The following is a 15,683-nucleotide window of genomic DNA, read 5'->3' as shown; positions in this document are numbered from 1 at the left end:
CGTCAGACCCCGAGCCGGATGACGTTCCACGACACCGGCGGCACCCGCACGGTGAGGCGCCCGCCGTCGGCGGCGGCGCTCGCGTTGGGCTGCGGCAGCACGGACGTCGCGTCGTCGGCGGTGGCGGCCCACGTGTGGTCGGGGTTGGCGAGGGTGGTGGCGCCGAGCAGGCGCAGGCCGGGGATGGAACGGGTGTCGACACTGAGCTCGACGTGCTCGGTGAGGGAGCGGTTGACGGCGAACAGCGCCACCTGGCCGGCGTCGTCGTCGTAGGTGGCCACCGCGTCGACCACCGGCACGTCGCCGAACTGGGCGGTGGGGTAGGTGGGCGCGTCGATGGCGACGCGGAGCACGTCGCCCGTGGCGAGCTGCGAGGCCTGCGCGAACGGGTGGAACGTGGTCTGCCGCCAGGAGCGGCCACCGGGCTCCGTCATGATCGGGGCGATCACGTTGACGAGCTGCGCGAGGCTCGCGGAGTGCACGCGGTCGGTGTGGCGCAGCAGCGAGATGAGCAGGTTGCCGACCACCACCGCGTCGGCCACGTTGTAGCGGTCCTCCAGCAGCACCGGGGCGACGGGCCAGTCGTGGCCGGTGGGCGGCTTGGACTCGGCGCGCTTCTGGTACCAGACGTTCCACTCGTCGAACGAGATGTGGATGCGCTTGGACACCTTCTTGTGGGCGCGCACCGCGTCGGCGGTGGCGGTGACCGACTCCACGAAGTGGTCCATGTCCACGGCCGAGGCCAGGAAGGACCCGAGGTCGCCGTCCTCCTCCCAGTAGTAGGCATGCGCGGAGATGAGGTCGACGTGCTCGTACGCCTCCCCCAGCACGATGCGCTCCCACTCGCCGAACGTGGGCATCACGACGCCCGACGAGCCGCAGGCCACGAGCTCGAGGTCCGGGTCGACCATCCGCATGGCCCGGGCCGTCTCGGCGGCGAGCCGCCCGTACTCGTGGGCGGTCTTGTGGCCGATCTGCCACGGGCCGTCCATCTCGTTGCCCAGGCACCACATGCGGATGTCATGCGGCTCCTCGGTCCCGTTCTTGCGGCGCTGATCGGACAGGCGCGTGCCGCCCCGCACATTGCAGTACTCGAGCAGGTCAAGGGCCTCCTGCACGCCGCGGGTGCCCAGGTTGACGGCCATCATCGGCTCGACGTCGGCCTTGGCGGCCCAGCGCATGAACTCGTCGACGCCCACCAGGTTCGGGTCGGAGGAGTGCCAGGCCAGGTCGAGCCGCACGGGCCGCTCGCCGATCGGGCCGACGCCGTCCTCCCAGCGGTAGCCCGAGACGAAGTTGCCGCCCGGGTAGCGCACGGTGGAGACCCCGAGCTCCCGGGTGAGGTCCAGCACGTCGCCGCGGAACCCGTCCTCGTCGGCCGTGGGGTGGCCCGGGTCGTGGATGCCGGTGTAGACGCACCGGCCGAGGTGCTCGACGAACGACCCGAAGGTCCGGCGGCGCACCGGCCCGACACGGAAGGCGGGGTCGAGGGTCAGCGAGACGGGCAGCATGCGTCCTCCTTGGACAACGGGGTGAGAGCAGGTCAGCGGGGGTGTCGGTCAGCGGGTGGGTGTCGTTTAGCGCAGGCCGGGCGGCGGCGGAGGCGGCCCGGGTGTCAGGGCGAGCCAGCGGACGCCGTGGGGCGGGACGTCGAGCATCAGGTCGCCGTGGGCGGCCACACCGAGGCGGCCGGCGTCGTCGTCCCACAGGTCCCGTGCGGTCCAGGCGCTCGCGGCGGCTTGGTGGCCGAGGACGGAGGACAGCGGGACCCGGCACGTCCGCGCGCGGTCGCCCGTCCAGAACACGGCGGTGTAGCGGGTGTCGTCGGCGGCCGAGCGCGCGCCCCACACGATGAGCTCGCCCGCGTCGGCGGCGTCGCCCAGCGGTTCGCGAAGCAGCTCGCCATTGCCGGTGGAGTGCCGCAGCACGTGCCCGACGGCCGGGTTGGCCAGCAGCGCGATGACGGCGGGGGCGCTAGTGGGCAGGTCTCCGCCCATCATCAGCGGGGAGCGGGACATCACCCACAGCGTCAGCAGCGTGCGCTGCTCGTCGGGCGTGAGCCTGCTGTGGCGGTCCTCGCCGCGCTCGGCCCGGATGCCGATGCGCCCGAGCGGCAGCATGTCCGCATCGGCCCAGGCGCCGGGGCGCTGATGCGGCGCCCAGCGCGCCATCCGGGTGAATTGCGCGTGCACGTCGGGCCAGCGGTCCCACAGGTCGTCAGAGACCCGCCACATCTGGGCGTGGGCCGCGAGGTGCGCGGCGTGGGCGGTGGACAGGCCCGTGCCGGGTGACAGCGACAGCACGATGTCGCGTCCACTGCGCCGGATGGCGCGCGCCAGGGCCTCGATCTCCCGCGGGTGGTACGGGGCCAGCATGTCGTCGACCTTGAGCAGGTCGACGCCCCAGGACGCGAGCTGCGCCACCTGGGCGTCGACGTAGGCCTGGGCGGCGGGGTGGTCGTGGTCGAGGCCGTGGTTGTCGGGGTTCCAGGCGCAGGTGGAGTCCAGGTCGGCGGCGTCGCGCGCGGACCAGGAGGTGCCGAGCACCGGCAGGCCGCGCTGCACGGCGAGCCGGGGGATGCCGCGCAGCAGGTGCACGCCGAACCGCAGTCCCAGCCGGTGCACCTCGGCGGCGAGCGGCCCGAACCCCCGCCCGCCGGCGGCGGAGGGGAAGCGGTTCTCGGCGGGAATTTGGCGGCCGTGGTCGTCGAGCGCGTGCGGGGCATCGGCGTTGTAGCCGTGGGCCCGGGCGGTCGGGTCGTACCAGGCGATGTCCACCACCACGGTGTCCCAGCCCGTCGGGAGCAGATGCTCGGCCATGAATCGGGCGTTGGCCAGCACTTCTGCCTCGGTGACTGTAGTGCCGTAGCAGTCCCAGCTGTTCCAGCCCATCGGCGGGGTCGGCGCGATCGAGGGCATCAATTGGCTCCCTTCCCGACGGCGTCGTCGCTGATCGGCTGCGTCTCTACATCGTTGTAGAGGCATCATGCCCATGCCGCCCGATGGAGTCAACAGACGATCGGCGCCCCGCCACAGCACGTGACGCCGTCGCCGGATTCGCCGCTTCAGTCACTGTTACCCGATCGTGGCTTGACCATCCCGCCGCCGTCATGCCATGTTGTGCAACGTTGTAAAACAACCTCAGAGAGGTCAACGACGACCCGACGCACCTGCGCCCCCGACCCCCGTGGGCGCATCAGCGCACCACTCCCGGACGGGGCATCGCCGCCCACCCGGGACCGCGCCTGACGGGCCGCCCCACGACCTCGCAGCAGCTTCGTGACATGGGAGGCAGGCACAGATGAAGAAGACGAGGCTCCTGACCTTGTCGGTGTGCGCGGCACTAGCCGGCACGCTCGGGCTCACCGCATGCGGCAGCGACGGATCGGGTGACGACAGCGGCGAGAAGAAGCTCACCTTCATGTTCCGCGGCGGCGCCGACGAGAAGAAGGCCTATGAGGCCGCGATCGCCAAGTTCACCGAGGACACCGGCGTCGCAGTCGAGGTCATCGTCACCGACGCCGACCAGTACGCCACCAAGCTCCAGGCCGCCGTCGCGGGCAACAAGGTCCCCGACGTGTTCTACATCGAGCAGGCCAACCTGCAGTCCTACGTGAACTCCGGCGTGCTCAAGGACATCACCGCCGACGTCGAGGCCAGCGGCGTCGACCTCGACAACCTCTGGACGTTCGGCGTCGACTCCTACCGCTACGACGGCAAGGTCCAGGGCCAGGGCGCGCTGTACGGCCTGCCCAAGGACGTCGGCCCGTTCTCCTTCGGCTACAACAAGACGATGTTCGAGGCCGCGGGCATCCCGCTGCCCAGCGTCGACGAGCCGTACACCCTCGACGAGTTCGTCGACGTGGCCAAGAAGCTCACGCTCGACACCAACGGCGACGGCGAGCTGGACCAGTGGGGCACCGGCCTCAACGTCCAGTGGAACCTGCAGCCGTTCGTCTGGAGCAACGGCGGCGACTGGACCAACGAGGACAAGACCAAGGTCACCGTCGACACCCCCGAGTTCGCCGAGGCGCTCCAGTGGTTCGCCGACCTGCAGAACGTGCACGGCGTCACCCCGTCGGCCGAGCAGGCCCAGACCCTCGACACCTACCAGCGGTGGATGGCCGGCGAGATCGGCTTCTTCCCCGTCGGCCCCTGGGACGTCAGCACCTACGCGAAGCTCGACTTCGACTGGGACCTGATCCCCTACCCCGCGGGCAGCACCGGCGAGTCGGCCACCTGGGTCGGCAGCCTGGGCATCGGCGTCTCCAACACCAGCAAGCACCCCGCCGACGCCGCCAAGCTCGTCACCTACCTCTCGGCGGACGAGGCCGCGCAGAAGACGCTCGTGGACGCCGGCGTGCAGATCCCCAACCTCATCGACATGGCGGACACCTGGGCGGCCGAGGCCACCACCAAGCCCGCCAACCGCCAGGAGTTCCTGGACATCGTGCAGGACTACGGCCGCCCGATGCCCGCCGCCGTGACCTACGGCGCCCAGTGGTACGACGACCTGTGGACGAACATCCAGCCGGTGCTCGACGGCAAGCAGACCGCCGCCGCGTACCTCAAGGAGGCGCAGCCCAAGATGCAGTCGTTCCTCGACCAGTCGATCGCGCAGGCCGAGCAGGCCGCAGCCGGCAAGTAACCGCTCCGCACGCCGTCCCCGCCGCCCGGCGCCCCCCTTGCCGGGCGGCGGGGACTCTCGGAAAGGACCACGAGATGTCGCAGAGCGCGAGCCTCACGACACCCCCGGAGACCGTGCCGGGCGCCCCGCCCCGGAAGCCCGCCGTGCGGCGACGGACCGGCAGCCGCCTGCACCGGGTCGAGCAGCGCTGGGCGCTGGCCTTCGTGGCCGCCCCGGTGATCGGCTTCCTGGTGTTCACCGTGTACCCGATCGGCTTCTCGGTGTACGCGTCGCTGACCAGCTGGAACGGCCTCGGCCCGATGACGTTCATCGGCCTCGACAACTTCGTGAACATGTGGGGCGACGAGTACTTCCGCACGTCGCTGTACAACACGTTCTTCTACATGATCGGCATCCCGATCGGCCTGGCCCTCGCGCTGGGCCTCGCCATCGCGCTGAACCGCAAGATCCCCGGCCGCACCGCGCTGCGCACCATCTACTACATCCCGGTGATCTCCTCGCTCGCCGCGATCGCGATCCTGTGGCAGTGGGCCTACAACGGCGACTTCGGCCTGGTGAACCAGGTGCTCGGGATGGTGGGCATCGACGGCCCCAACTGGCTGATGAACACCTCGACGGTCAAGCCCGCGATCATCATCCTGGCGATCTGGAAGGGCCTGGGCTACTCGATGCTGCTGTACCTGGCGGCCATCCAGTCCGTGCCCGCCTCGCTGCTCGAGGCCGCGGCGCTCGACGGCGCGAACGCCTGGCAGCGGTTCCGCTCGATCACCCTGCCGATGGTGGCGCCCGTGACGTTCTTCCTCGTCGTCACGAACATCATCGCCGGGTCCCAGATCTTCACCGAGATCAACATCATGACCCCGACGGGCGGCCCCGAGTACGCGTCCGCCTCGATCGTGTTCTACATCTGGCAGAAGGCGTTCAAGTACCAGCAGATGGGCTACGGGACGGCGATGGCCCTGGTGCTGGGGATGCTCGTCTTCGTCATCACCCTCATCCAGTTCCGGCTCAACCGCCGCAACAGCTTCTCGATCGACTGAGGGCAGGAGACGACTATGAGCCGCACGAACCCCCTGGGCGCCCGGGCCCAGAACCGCCTCGTCAACACCGCGGTGCTCGCCCTGCTGATCGTGGGCGCGCTGGTGATGATCGCCCCGCTGGTGTGGATGCTGACCACGGCGCTCAAGACGAAGGCCGAGGTCTTCGCCCTGCCGCCGGTGTGGATCCCCGACCCGCCGCAGTGGGAGACCTTCACCCGGATGTGGACCGAGGCCCCGGTGCTCTCGGGCATCCGGAACAGCCTGATCGTGGCGCTGAGCGTGACGATCGTCGGGTCCATCACGTCGTCGCTGGCGGCGTTCGCGCTGGCGAAGCTGCACCTGCCGGGGAAGAACGTCATCTTCCTGGGCCTGCTCGCCGGCCTCATGGTGCCGTTCCCGGCGCTGATGATCCCGCAGTTCGTGATGTTCTCGAAGGCGGGCTGGGTGGACACCCTGCTGCCGCTGATCGTGCCCTACCTGTTCGGCAACATCATCATGATCTTCTTCCTGCGGCAGTACCTGTCCTCAGTGCCGGACTCGATGATCGAGGCCGCGAAGATCGACGGCGCGTCCTACCCGCAGATCTTCCGGGTGATCGTGCTGCCGATGATCCGCCCGGCCATCGCGGCCCAGTTCATCCTCTGGTTCATGACGATCTGGAACGACTACCTCGCGCCGATCATCTACCTGAACACCCCGTCGCGGCAGACGCTGCAGGTGGTCATCGCGAACCTCAACGTCCAGTACGCGACGCAGCGCGACTACCCGCTGATCATGGCGGCGTCCGTGGTGGCGCTGCTGCCGATCCTCGTGGTGTTCCTCATCTTCCAGCGCCAGATCATCGAGTCCGTGGCGCTCACCGGCTCGAAGGGCTGACATGACCAGCATCGACGACCCGGCCGACGTCGGCGGCTGGGGGGCCCGCCACGCCCACGACCCGACGGCCGTGCGGGATGCGGACGGCACCCACTACCTGTTCTCCACTGACGCCTATGCGGACGGGCCGGTGCGGGCCGGGGTGCAGGTGCGCCGTTCCCGCGACCTGGTGGACTGGGAGTTCCACGGCTGGGCGCTGCCCGGAGTGCCGGAGGCGGGCGCGGCCTGGTCCGGCGCCGGGGGGTTGTGGGCGCCGGAGGTGGTGCGCGTCGGCGACGAGTGGCGGATGTACTGGTCCGCCTCGACGTTCGGCTCGCGCACGTCGGCCATCGGCCTGGCGGTGGCGCCCAGCCCCACCGGCCCGTGGGCAGATCGCGGCCTCGTGGTGACGAGCCTGCATGACGTGGACGGCCCCAACGCGATCGACGCGAACGCGGTGGCCGACGCCGACGGCCGGCACTGGCTGGTCTACGGGTCCTTCTTCGGCGGCATCCACGTGATCGAGCTCGACCCCGCCACCGGCCTGGCCGTGGGCGGCGAGCCCGCCGACGGGCACCGGCCCGGCACATGCCTGGCCCGGCGCCCCCGAGCCGTGGAGGGCGCCGTCGAGGGGGCCTTCGTGCTCCCCCGGCCCGGCGGCGGCCACGCGATGCTCATCTCCTACGACTCACTGTTCTCCACGTACCACCTGCGCGTCGGCGTGGCCGAGCGAGTCACCGGCCCCTACCGGGACCACGCCGGACGCCCGCTCACCGACGACGACGCCGACCCCGCGATCCTGCTGGCCAGCCACGCGCTCACCGGGGGCCGCACCTGGCTGGCCCCCGGCCACGCGTCGGTGCTGACGACCCCCTCCCCCGTGGGCGGCGCGGACCTGCAGCTCCTGGTGCACCACGTGCGCGACGGCGCGCATCCCCACCAACACGAGGCCCAGGTGCGCCGCCTGCTGTGGACCCACGGGCGGTGGCCGGTGGTGTCCCCGCAGCCGTGGGCGGGCGACCGTGAGACCCATGAGCTCGCGCCGGACGCCCGGACGCTGCTGGGCGTCTGGGAGGTCGTGTCCTTCGACGGCCCCACCGCCGAAGTGGCCCGGCCCCGCACCGTGCGGGTCGGCGAGGACGATCTGCGCGATGTCGTCCAGCACGGCCCAGGCCGCTTCACCTGGCAACGGGAGTCGGCGGCGCTGGACACCGTGGCGTTCATGTCCTGGGATGCCGTCCGCGAACGCGCCGCCTGGTCGTTCTCCGGCCTCACGGCGGACGGGCGGGCCGCTTTCGGCACGCGCGTCACCGATGCGTAGGCTGCGAGCCGAGACGAGGAGGTCCCGTGACGAGCGCCCCGCACAGCCCTGACCGGGTGCTGAGCCCTGCGGCCCGCGGCGCCGCTGGCGCCCTGGCCGCCCGGGACGAGCCAGCCTTCGGCTGGACCGGCCGCGTGATGACGGCCCTGCGGGTGGCAGCCCACCTGGTGGGCGTGAACGTGCTGATCCTGGCCGGCACGCTGCTCGGCGGCGTGCTGCTGGGAGCCTTCCCGGCGCTGGCCGCCGGGGGCGCCGTGCTCGGGGGCATCCGGTCGGGGTCACCCTCCGAGCGCCTGTGGCACGACTTCTGGTCGGCCTACCGCGCCTCGTGGCGCCGGATGAACCTGCTCGGCGCCCCGTTCTGGGCCCTCGCGGTGATGCTGGCCGCCGACGCGCTCATCCTGTCCGGCGCCCGGGACGGGGCGCCCGTGGCCCTGTGGGCCGGGCTGGCTGCCATCGCCGCCTATGGCGCCGTCTCGCTAGCGTTCCTGCTGCCGTCCGCGCGCCGCGGCGAGGGCGCGGCGCGCACCTGGCGGTTCGTGGCGCTGGCCCCGGCGCTGTCCCCCGCCACGTCGGCGGCGGTGCTCGTGACGCTCTGCGCGCTTGCCGTGGTCGCGGCCTGGGCGACGGTGCTGCTGCCGCTGATGGGGGTGAGCCTGCCGCTGCTGCTCACGGGCTGGCTCGTGGAGCACCGCCCCGACGCGCTGGAGGCCGCTCGGGCGGCGCCGGAACCGGAGACCCCGGCGACCAGCGGCGCGGCGCCCACACCCGCCGTCGACTCCCGCACGACGATCGAGTAGTCGGCCACCACCTGCTGGTAGGGCAGCGCCCCGCTGCCGCCCGCGATCCGCGCGACGAGCAGCTCGACGGCAGTGCGCGCGATCTCCTCACGCCCCGGGGACACGGTGGACAGCGTGGGCGAGGAGTACGCCGCGTCGTCGATGTCGTCGAAGCCGATGACGGCGATCTGCTCGGGCACTGCCACCCGGCGTGCGTGCAGCGCGTGCAGGGCGCCGAGGGCCAGCGCGTCGTTGAACGCGAAGACGGCGTCCACCTCGACGCCCGAGTCGAGCATGCGGTGCATCGCCTCGGCGCCCGTCGAGCGGTGCCACAGCCCCGCCTCGCCGATCAGCGCGGGGTCCAACGGCAGCCCCGCGGCCTCGAGCGCCTCGCGGTAGCCGCGCACGCGCAGCGCCGCCGAGCCGATGGACTCGCCCTCGTGGGCGCCGATCACGGCGATCCGCCGCCGGCCCAGGTCGATGAGGTGCTGGGTCGCGGCCCGGGCCGCCTCGACGTTGTTCATGGTCACGTGATCGGCGGGGGCGCCGAAGACGCGCTCGCCGAGCAGCACCATCGGGAAGTCGACGGCGAAGGAGTCGGTGTCCTCGGGTCCCAGGTCGAGTGGGGAGAAGATCAGCCCGTCGGTGAGGTGGCGGCGCTGGCCGGACAGCACCTCGAGCTCGCGCTCGCGCACGGCGCCGGTCTGCTCGATGAGCACGGTGAGCCCGGCGCCCTCGGCGGCGCGGATCACGGAGTCCGCGAGCTCGGCGAAGTACGGCAGGCTCAGCTCGGGCACGGCCAGGCCGATCATCCCGGTGCGGCCCTGGCGCAGGTTCCGCGCGGAGATGTTCACCTGGTAGCCGAGGCGGGCGATCGCGTCCTCGACCCTGGCGCGGGTGGCCGGGCGAATGTGGGGGTACCCGTTGACCACGTTCGAGACGGTCTTGATCGATACGCCGGCCAGCTCGGCGACGTCGTGCATCGTCGCCCCGCCGGCGCGCCTGGTGCTGCTCACGGTGCCTCCCCGTCGACCCGCCCATGCGGGCGCTGACTCACTGTGCCAGAGCGGGGCGGCTCACGGAACGACCGAGCGGAGCGATCTGGCGGGCCCACAGTACATCGATGGAGAAAAGCGCGGTTCCGGATCACCGCCCCCACCAACGACTCAGGCCCGGCATGAGAGCCGGGCCCGAGGACGTGCTGCCTACCGCGTGAGCGGAAGGATCACTTCTTGTTGCGACGCTGGTGACGCGTCTTGCGCAGCAGCTTGCGGTGCTTCTTCTTAGCCATCCGCTTGCGGCGCTTCTTGATGACGGAGCCCATAGGTCCTCGCTAACTGAAGGTGGTCGGGCGCTCGGCGCCCTGCCAGGTGATGGTCGATCGACGCGCGGCACGTCGAACGCCCACGCACGGGAAAGTCCGCTCATACATTACGCGATCACGGGGCCTTGATGCGACGCGCGGGCGCCCAAGCGCTCAGGAGGTCATCCTGTCGCGCTCGACCACCGCCGTACGCAGGTAGTGCTCCAGCGCGTCCTGCGGCACCCGGAACGAGCGCCCCACCCGCACCGCGGGCATCTCGCCAGAGTGCAGCAGCCGGTAAACGGTCATCTTCGACACGCGCATGACGTCCGCGACCTCGGCGACGGTGAGGAACCGCACGCGTGGAGGGTGTTCGTTCGACATCGTCGCTCTTCCCGCGGGGCCGGCCTGCGCGCCGACATCGTCGCGACCGTGACCCTGGCCGCTGGTCCACCCTAGGCCCTGGCCTGGTCGCGCGAAAGCGGCGACGAGGCAGATCACCCGACCGAGTCAGCGGGTCAGTCGTGCTCCGGGTCGAGCCCCAGGAGCGGGAACACCGCAGCCCGGGTCGCGCGCACCGCCCGGTCCACGTCATCCGCCGGGTCGTACCCCGCCGACCACGGCCGGAACTGGGCATCCGCGCCATCGGTCATCCGGGCGGGGCCACGCCGCCCATACCGGGCGATGACCTCCTCGTGCCACGCCTCGGGCAGCCGCAGCCCCGGGTCCACCGGGCGGTGCACCGCCTCCGCGATCACATGCGACCAGGCGCGCGGCACCACATCCACCACGGCGTATCCGCCGCCGCCCAGGGCCACCCACCGGCCGTCCGCCACCTCATGCGCCAGCGCGTGCACCCATTCCGCGGCGCGGCGCTCCGCGTCGATGCTGACGTCGAGGTTGGTGATGGGGTCCTCGACGTGCGCGTCGCAGCCGTGCTGGCTCACCACCACCTGCGGCTTGAACACCCGCAGCACCGGGGGCAGCACCGCGTCGATCGCGCGCAGCCACCCGGCGTCGCCGGTGCGCGCGGGCAGCGCGACGTTCACCGCGGAGCCCTCGGCCGCCGGCCCGCCCGTCTCACGCGGATGACCGGAGCCGGGAAAGAGCGTGTGGCCGCTCTCGTGCACCGAGACAGTCAGCACCCGCGGGTCGTCCCAGAACACGTGCTGCACGCCGTCGCCGTGGTGCGCGTCGACGTCCACATAGGCCACCCGCTCGGCGCCCGCGGCGAGCAGCGCGCGGATCGCCACCGCGGCGTCGTTGTAGACACAGAATCCCGAGGCGCCCCCCGGCATCGCGTGGTGCATGCCGCCGGTGAGGTTCACCCCGTGCTCCGCCTCGCCGCGCCACACCGCCAGCGCCACGTCCACGCTGCCGCCGACGACGCGCGCGGCAGCCTCGTGCATGCCCGCGAAGACGGGGTCGTCAGCTGTGCCCAGGCCGCGCGTCGCGTCGGCGATGCCCTCCGGGCCGGACGCGGCCCGCACCGCTGCGACGTACGCCGCGTCGTGCACCGTCTCCAGCACCGCGTCGGAGACCGGCTCCGCGCCGACCACCCGCACGCCGGGTCCGTCCAGCAGGCCCAGCGCGTCGGCCAGCCGCATCGTCAGGTCGAGGCGCAGAGGCGCCATCGGGTGCCCGTCGCCGAAGTCGTAGTCCAGCAGCGCCGGGGACCACACCACCTGCACGTCGGCTGACATGGGGCCACGCTAGCCTCCAGGGCGCCGCGAACGTGACAGAGTTGCCCCTGTCCACGCGTGCGCGTACGGGAGGTGCGATGGCTCGGGGCCTCCCCGGGGCGATGTGGTCGGGACGCGAGCTGGTCGACCGGCTGGCCCGGCAGTCGCCCGCACGCCTGGCGATCGGCGTCTTCGGCGGCGTCGTGGCGCTGTTCACCGTGCTGCTCTCCATGCCGTGGGCCACGGCCACCGGCGAGCGGGCCCCCTTCGCCGACGCCCTGTTCACCGCCACCTCGGCGGTGTGCGTCACCGGCCTCGTGACGGTGCCGACCGGCTCGTACTGGTCGGGCGCCGGGCTGGTGGCCATCGCGGTGGCCATCAAGGTGGGCGGCCTCGGCGTCATGACCCTCGCGTCGATCCTCGGGCTGGCGGTGTCCCGCCGGATCGGCCTCACGCAGCGCCTGCTGACGGCCTCCGAGACGAAGACCACGCGGCTCGGCGAGGTCGGGTCGCTGGTGCGCACCGTCATCGTCACGTCCACGGTGCTCGAGGTGGCCATCGCGCTCGCGCTGTTCCCCCGCTTCGCGATGCTCGGCGAGGACATGGGCGAGGCCGCCTGGCATGCCGCGTTCTACGCGGTCTCGTCGTTCAACAACGCGGGCTTCGTGCCCACCGTGGACGGCCTCACCCCGTACGCCACCGACTGGTGGGTGCTGTTGCCCATCATGATCGGCGTGTTCATCGGGGCCCTGGGCTTCCCGGTGCTGCTCAACATCGGCCGACGGATGCGCACCCCGCGCCGATGGAACCTGCACGCCAAGCTGACGCTCACCACCAGCGCGATCCTCGTCGTCGTGGGCGCCCTGCTGATCGGCGCCTTCGAGTGGACCAACCCCGGCACGCTCGGGCCGCTCAGCGTCGGCAACAAGCTGCTGACGGCGCTGTTCTCCGGCGTGATGCCCCGCTCGGGGGGTTTCTCCACAGCGCCCGTGGGCGAGATGCACGAGGCGACGTGGCTGATCAACGACGCGCTGATGTTCGTGGGCGGCGGCTCGGCCTCCACAGCCGGCGGCATCAAGGTCAGCACGCTCGCGGTGATGCTGCTGGCGATCGTCGCCGAGGCGCGCGGTGACGAGGACGTCGAGGCGTTCGGCCGGCGCATCCCCCGGGCTGCGCTGCAGGTCGCCATCGCCGTGTCCCTGGTCAGCGCCAGCCTGGTGCTCGTGGCGAGCCTCTTGCTGCTGGAGATCACCGGATGGACGCTGGACGTGGTGCTGTTCGAGGTCATCTCCGCCTTCGCCACCTGTGGGCTGTCCACCGGCGTGACGGACCAGCTCCCCGAGGCCGGCAAGTACGTGCTCACCGTCCTCATGTTCATCGGCCGCACCGGCACGATGACGCTCGCCGCCGCGCTCGCGCTGCGGAACCGCCGCCGGGTCATCCGGTACCCCGAAGAGAGGCCGATCATTGGTTGACACCGAGCTCACGGGCGCCACGGCGCACGGACGCGGACGGGCCGCGAGGAAGGACGCGGGCGTGCTCGTCATCGGGCTGGGGCGCTTCGGCTCCGCCATCGCCACCACGCTGGACCGGCTGGGCCAGGACGTGCTGGCCGTCGAGCGCAGCCCCGAGCTGGTCGCGCAGTGGGCCGGGCGGATCCCGCTCGTGGAGGCCGACGCCGCGAACCCCGACGCCCTCGACCAGCTCGGCGCCCGCGACTTCGGGGTGGCAGTGGTCGGCGTCGGCTCCTACCTCGAGGCCAGCGTGCTGATCACCGGCAACCTGGTGGACATGGGCACCCCGCAGATCTGGGCCAAGGCCGTCTCCACCGAGCACGCCCGCATCCTGCAGCGCATCGGCGCGCACCACGTCGTCCTGCCCGAGGCGGATGCCGGCTCCCGGGTCGCGCACCTCGTCTCCGGCAAGATGCTCGACTACATCGAGGTCGAGGACGGCTTCACGATCGTCAAGATGCGCCCCCCGCGTGAGACGCAGGGGTTCACCATCGAGCAGTCGAAGATCCGCGACAGGTACGGCGTCACGGTGATCGGGGTGAAGAGCCCGGGCCGGGAGTTCGTCTACGCGCAGCCCGACACCCGCATCGCCGCGAACGACCTGCTCATCGTGTCCGGCCACGCGGACCTGCTGGAGCGGTTCGCCGCGCGGCCCTGAGCGAGCGCCCGCGCAGCCGGGCCATGGGACACGAGAGGCCCGGTAGGAGTGCTCCTGCCGGGCCTCTCCGCGTCGCGGGCGGCTACTTCACCGCGCCCGAGGTGACACCCGAGATGATCTTGCGCTGCATGAACATGAACACGAGCAGCAGCGGCAGGCTCATGAGGATGATGTAGGCGAAGATCAGGTGCCAGTTGTTCAGGTACAGCCCCGCGCTGGCCACGTTGTAGAGGTTGAGCGGCAGGGTGTCGAGCGAACCGCTGAGCACGAAGAACGCGTAGAACACGTCGTTCCAGACGTACAGGCAGATGAGGATCGTCGCGGTCGACAGGACCGGCACCAGCAGCGGCAGGATGATCCGGGCGAAGACCTTGACCGGCCCGGCGCCGTCGACGCGGGCGGCCTCCTCGAGCTCCACCGGGATGGTCCGCACGAAGCCCGTGACGAAGAAGACGACGACGGACATGTAGATGCCCGCGTAGACGCAGATCATGCCGATGGCGCTGCCGGACATCCCGATCTGGCGCAGCAGCAGCACGATCGTCACGACGGCCGGCGGCAGCACGACGCCGGAGATCGCGGCGCCGTAGGCCACGGTCATCGCGCGGCTCGCGCGGCGGGCCAGCACCCAGGCGGCCATCGAGCCGAACAGGAGCACCACCAACACGGACGGCACCATGATGAGCAGGCTGCCGACGAACCCGGCGGTGATGTTGCCCCGGGTGAAGATCTCCGTCATGTTCTCCCAGAGCTGCCAGTCGCTGGGCAGGGAGAGGTTCGGGGACAGCGCCTCGGCCTGGCTCTTGCCGGCCGTGACGACCATCATCCACAGCGGCAGGCCCAGCAGGAGCAGGACCAGCAGCACCACGAACGTCGGTTGCACGCGCGACCAGAGGCTTCGCGGCGCGACAGCCTTGCGCGACACGCTTGCAGTGCTCACAGCACGTTCTCCCGTCGACGGAGCATCCCGATCACCGGGAACGCGAGGGCCGCAACCACGACGAAGAGCACCAGGCTCATCGTCGTCGCCTGGGCGAACAGGCCCTGGCCGAAGGTGCGGAAGATGAAGATGTTGAGGATCTCGGTGGTGCGCGCCGGGCCGCCGCCGGTGGTCGCCTGCACGATGTCGAAGCCGTTCATCGACCCGAGCAGCGCCGTGGCCACGTTGAACGTGAGCGCGGGGGCCAGCAGCGGGAACCGGATCTTCCAGAAGGTGGTCCAGACGCCGGCGCCATCCAGGCGGGCGGCCTCGAGCACGTCCTCATTGATGGTCTTCAGGCCGGACAAGTAGATGAGCATCGACAGGCCCATCCACTTCCAGGCGTGGATGACCGCCACGACGACGATGGTCCAGGTGGTGCTGCCCAGCCACGCGATGCTCACATCGCCGCCGGCGAAGAAGCCGATCACCTGGTTGAGCGGGCCGTCCGTCTTGAGCAGCGCCTGGAAGATGTACCCGACGGCCAGCGCGGACATGATCACGGGGATGAAGAACATCACCCGGGCGGCCCGGTTGAGGCGCGTGTCCTTCTCCAGCAGCAGCGCGAGCAGCAGGCCGAAGACGTTCTGGAACACCGCCACGAGGATCGCGTAGATCAGCGTGATCTTCAGGGACGACAGCAGCGTCCCGTTCGCGAGCAGCCCCTGGAAGTTGTCGAAGCCGACGAACGAGATCTCGGACTTGAAGCTCGACCAGTTCGTGAAGGCGTAGACGAAGTTGTAGATCGTCGGGACGAAGAAGAAGATCCCGAGCACGGTGAACGCCGGGATGAGGAACCACAACGGGTGGGTGCCCCGCGGCTTGCCCCCAGACGGCGGGAGGTCCTGGCGTCGGCGCCGTCGGGCCCTGGGGGCCTCGACCCGCGCGTCCTGCATGGTCGCCAT

At 71.1% G+C, this 15,683-nt stretch carries 14 protein-coding genes and 1 pseudogene; 7 read left to right on the top strand and 8 right to left on the bottom strand.

Going from position 1 to position 15,683, the window contains the following annotated elements; translation table 11 throughout:
• Window positions 1-2 precede the first annotated feature (2 nt).
• Window positions 3-1,511 carry an arabinosylfuranosidase ArfA gene (arfA, locus tag BN3788_RS02340; RefSeq protein WP_066582267.1) on the bottom strand — a complete coding sequence of 503 codons (1,509 nt, stop codon included), beginning with the start codon at window positions 1,509-1,511 and terminating at the stop codon, window positions 3-5.
• Between the two features lie 66 nt (window positions 1,512-1,577).
• Entirely contained in the window at window positions 1,578-2,918 is a 1,341-nt protein-coding gene (locus tag BN3788_RS02335) for an alpha-galactosidase (protein WP_234346440.1), read from the bottom strand.
• Window positions 2,919-3,300: 382 nt separating this feature from the next.
• Between BN3788_RS02335 and BN3788_RS02330 the strand changes: the two genes are divergently transcribed.
• From BN3788_RS02330 to BN3788_RS20145, 5 genes are all read left to right on the top strand, one after another.
• Window positions 3,301-4,647, top strand: coding sequence for an ABC transporter substrate-binding protein (locus BN3788_RS02330; protein ID WP_066582266.1), 1,347 nt, complete (start codon window positions 3,301-3,303; stop codon window positions 4,645-4,647).
• 74 nt (window positions 4,648-4,721) lie between these two features.
• Window positions 4,722-5,687, top strand: coding sequence for a carbohydrate ABC transporter permease (locus BN3788_RS02325; RefSeq protein ID WP_082812508.1), 966 nt, complete (start codon window positions 4,722-4,724; stop codon window positions 5,685-5,687).
• A gap of 15 nt (window positions 5,688-5,702) precedes the next feature.
• Window positions 5,703-6,563 carry a carbohydrate ABC transporter permease gene (locus BN3788_RS02320; protein ID WP_066582265.1) on the top strand — a complete coding sequence of 287 codons (861 nt, stop codon included), beginning with the start codon at window positions 5,703-5,705 and terminating at the stop codon, window positions 6,561-6,563.
• A gap of 1 nt (window position 6,564) precedes the next feature.
• A complete protein-coding gene (locus BN3788_RS02315; RefSeq protein ID WP_066582264.1) occupies window positions 6,565-7,863 on the top strand; it encodes an arabinan endo-1,5-alpha-L-arabinosidase in 1,299 nt (432 codons plus the stop codon).
• 137 nt (window positions 7,864-8,000) lie between these two features.
• On the top strand, window positions 8,001-8,663 hold the full coding sequence (locus BN3788_RS20145) for a DUF624 domain-containing protein (protein ID WP_390619657.1): 663 nt from the start codon (window positions 8,001-8,003) through the stop codon (window positions 8,661-8,663).
• On the opposite strand, the pseudogene BN3788_RS02310 reads toward BN3788_RS20145, so the two are convergent.
• From BN3788_RS02310 to BN3788_RS02300, 4 genes and pseudogenes are all read right to left on the bottom strand, one after another.
• A pseudogene (locus tag BN3788_RS02310) lies at window positions 8,606-9,625 on the bottom strand (LacI family DNA-binding transcriptional regulator); the annotation flags it as partial. The gene BN3788_RS20145 and the pseudogene BN3788_RS02310 sit on opposite strands and share 58 nt — an antisense overlap.
• 242 nt (window positions 9,626-9,867) lie before the next feature.
• On the bottom strand, window positions 9,868-9,966 hold the full coding sequence (locus tag BN3788_RS18450) for a 30S ribosomal protein bS22 (RefSeq protein WP_003792170.1): 99 nt from the start codon (window positions 9,964-9,966) through the stop codon (window positions 9,868-9,870).
• 153 nt (window positions 9,967-10,119) lie between these two features.
• A complete protein-coding gene (locus tag BN3788_RS02305) occupies window positions 10,120-10,329 on the bottom strand; it encodes a helix-turn-helix domain-containing protein (RefSeq protein WP_066582470.1) in 210 nt (69 codons plus the stop codon).
• Between the two features lie 134 nt (window positions 10,330-10,463).
• A complete protein-coding gene (locus BN3788_RS02300; protein ID WP_066582263.1) occupies window positions 10,464-11,648 on the bottom strand; it encodes an acetoin utilization protein AcuC in 1,185 nt (394 codons plus the stop codon).
• 77 nt (window positions 11,649-11,725) lie between these two features.
• On the opposite strand from BN3788_RS02300, the gene BN3788_RS02295 reads away from it, so the two are divergent.
• Window positions 11,726-13,102, top strand: coding sequence for a TrkH family potassium uptake protein (locus tag BN3788_RS02295; protein ID WP_066582262.1), 1,377 nt, complete (start codon window positions 11,726-11,728; stop codon window positions 13,100-13,102).
• The gene (locus BN3788_RS02290) at window positions 13,095-13,799 is read left to right on the top strand and encodes a potassium channel family protein (RefSeq protein WP_082812506.1); all 705 of its coding nucleotides are present in this window, start codon (window positions 13,095-13,097) and stop codon (window positions 13,797-13,799) included. The genes BN3788_RS02295 and BN3788_RS02290 overlap by 8 nt, the downstream gene beginning before the upstream one ends.
• An 82-nt stretch (window positions 13,800-13,881) precedes the next feature.
• Here BN3788_RS02290 and BN3788_RS02285 read toward each other — a convergent pair whose 3' ends face one another.
• A complete protein-coding gene (locus BN3788_RS02285) occupies window positions 13,882-14,739 on the bottom strand; it encodes a carbohydrate ABC transporter permease (RefSeq protein WP_066582260.1) in 858 nt (285 codons plus the stop codon).
• The gene (locus BN3788_RS02280) at window positions 14,736-15,683 is read right to left on the bottom strand and encodes a carbohydrate ABC transporter permease (protein WP_234346439.1); all 948 of its coding nucleotides are present in this window, start codon (window positions 15,681-15,683) and stop codon (window positions 14,736-14,738) included. Before BN3788_RS02280 ends, BN3788_RS02285 begins: the two co-directional genes overlap by 4 nt.

This window comes from Cellulomonas timonensis (genome assembly GCF_900046455.1).
Lineage (GTDB): Bacteria > Actinomycetota > Actinomycetes > Actinomycetales > Cellulomonadaceae > Cellulomonas_A > Cellulomonas_A timonensis.
Note: the sequence above shows the minus strand (reverse complement) of the source record. Positions and strands in the feature narration are given on the sequence as shown.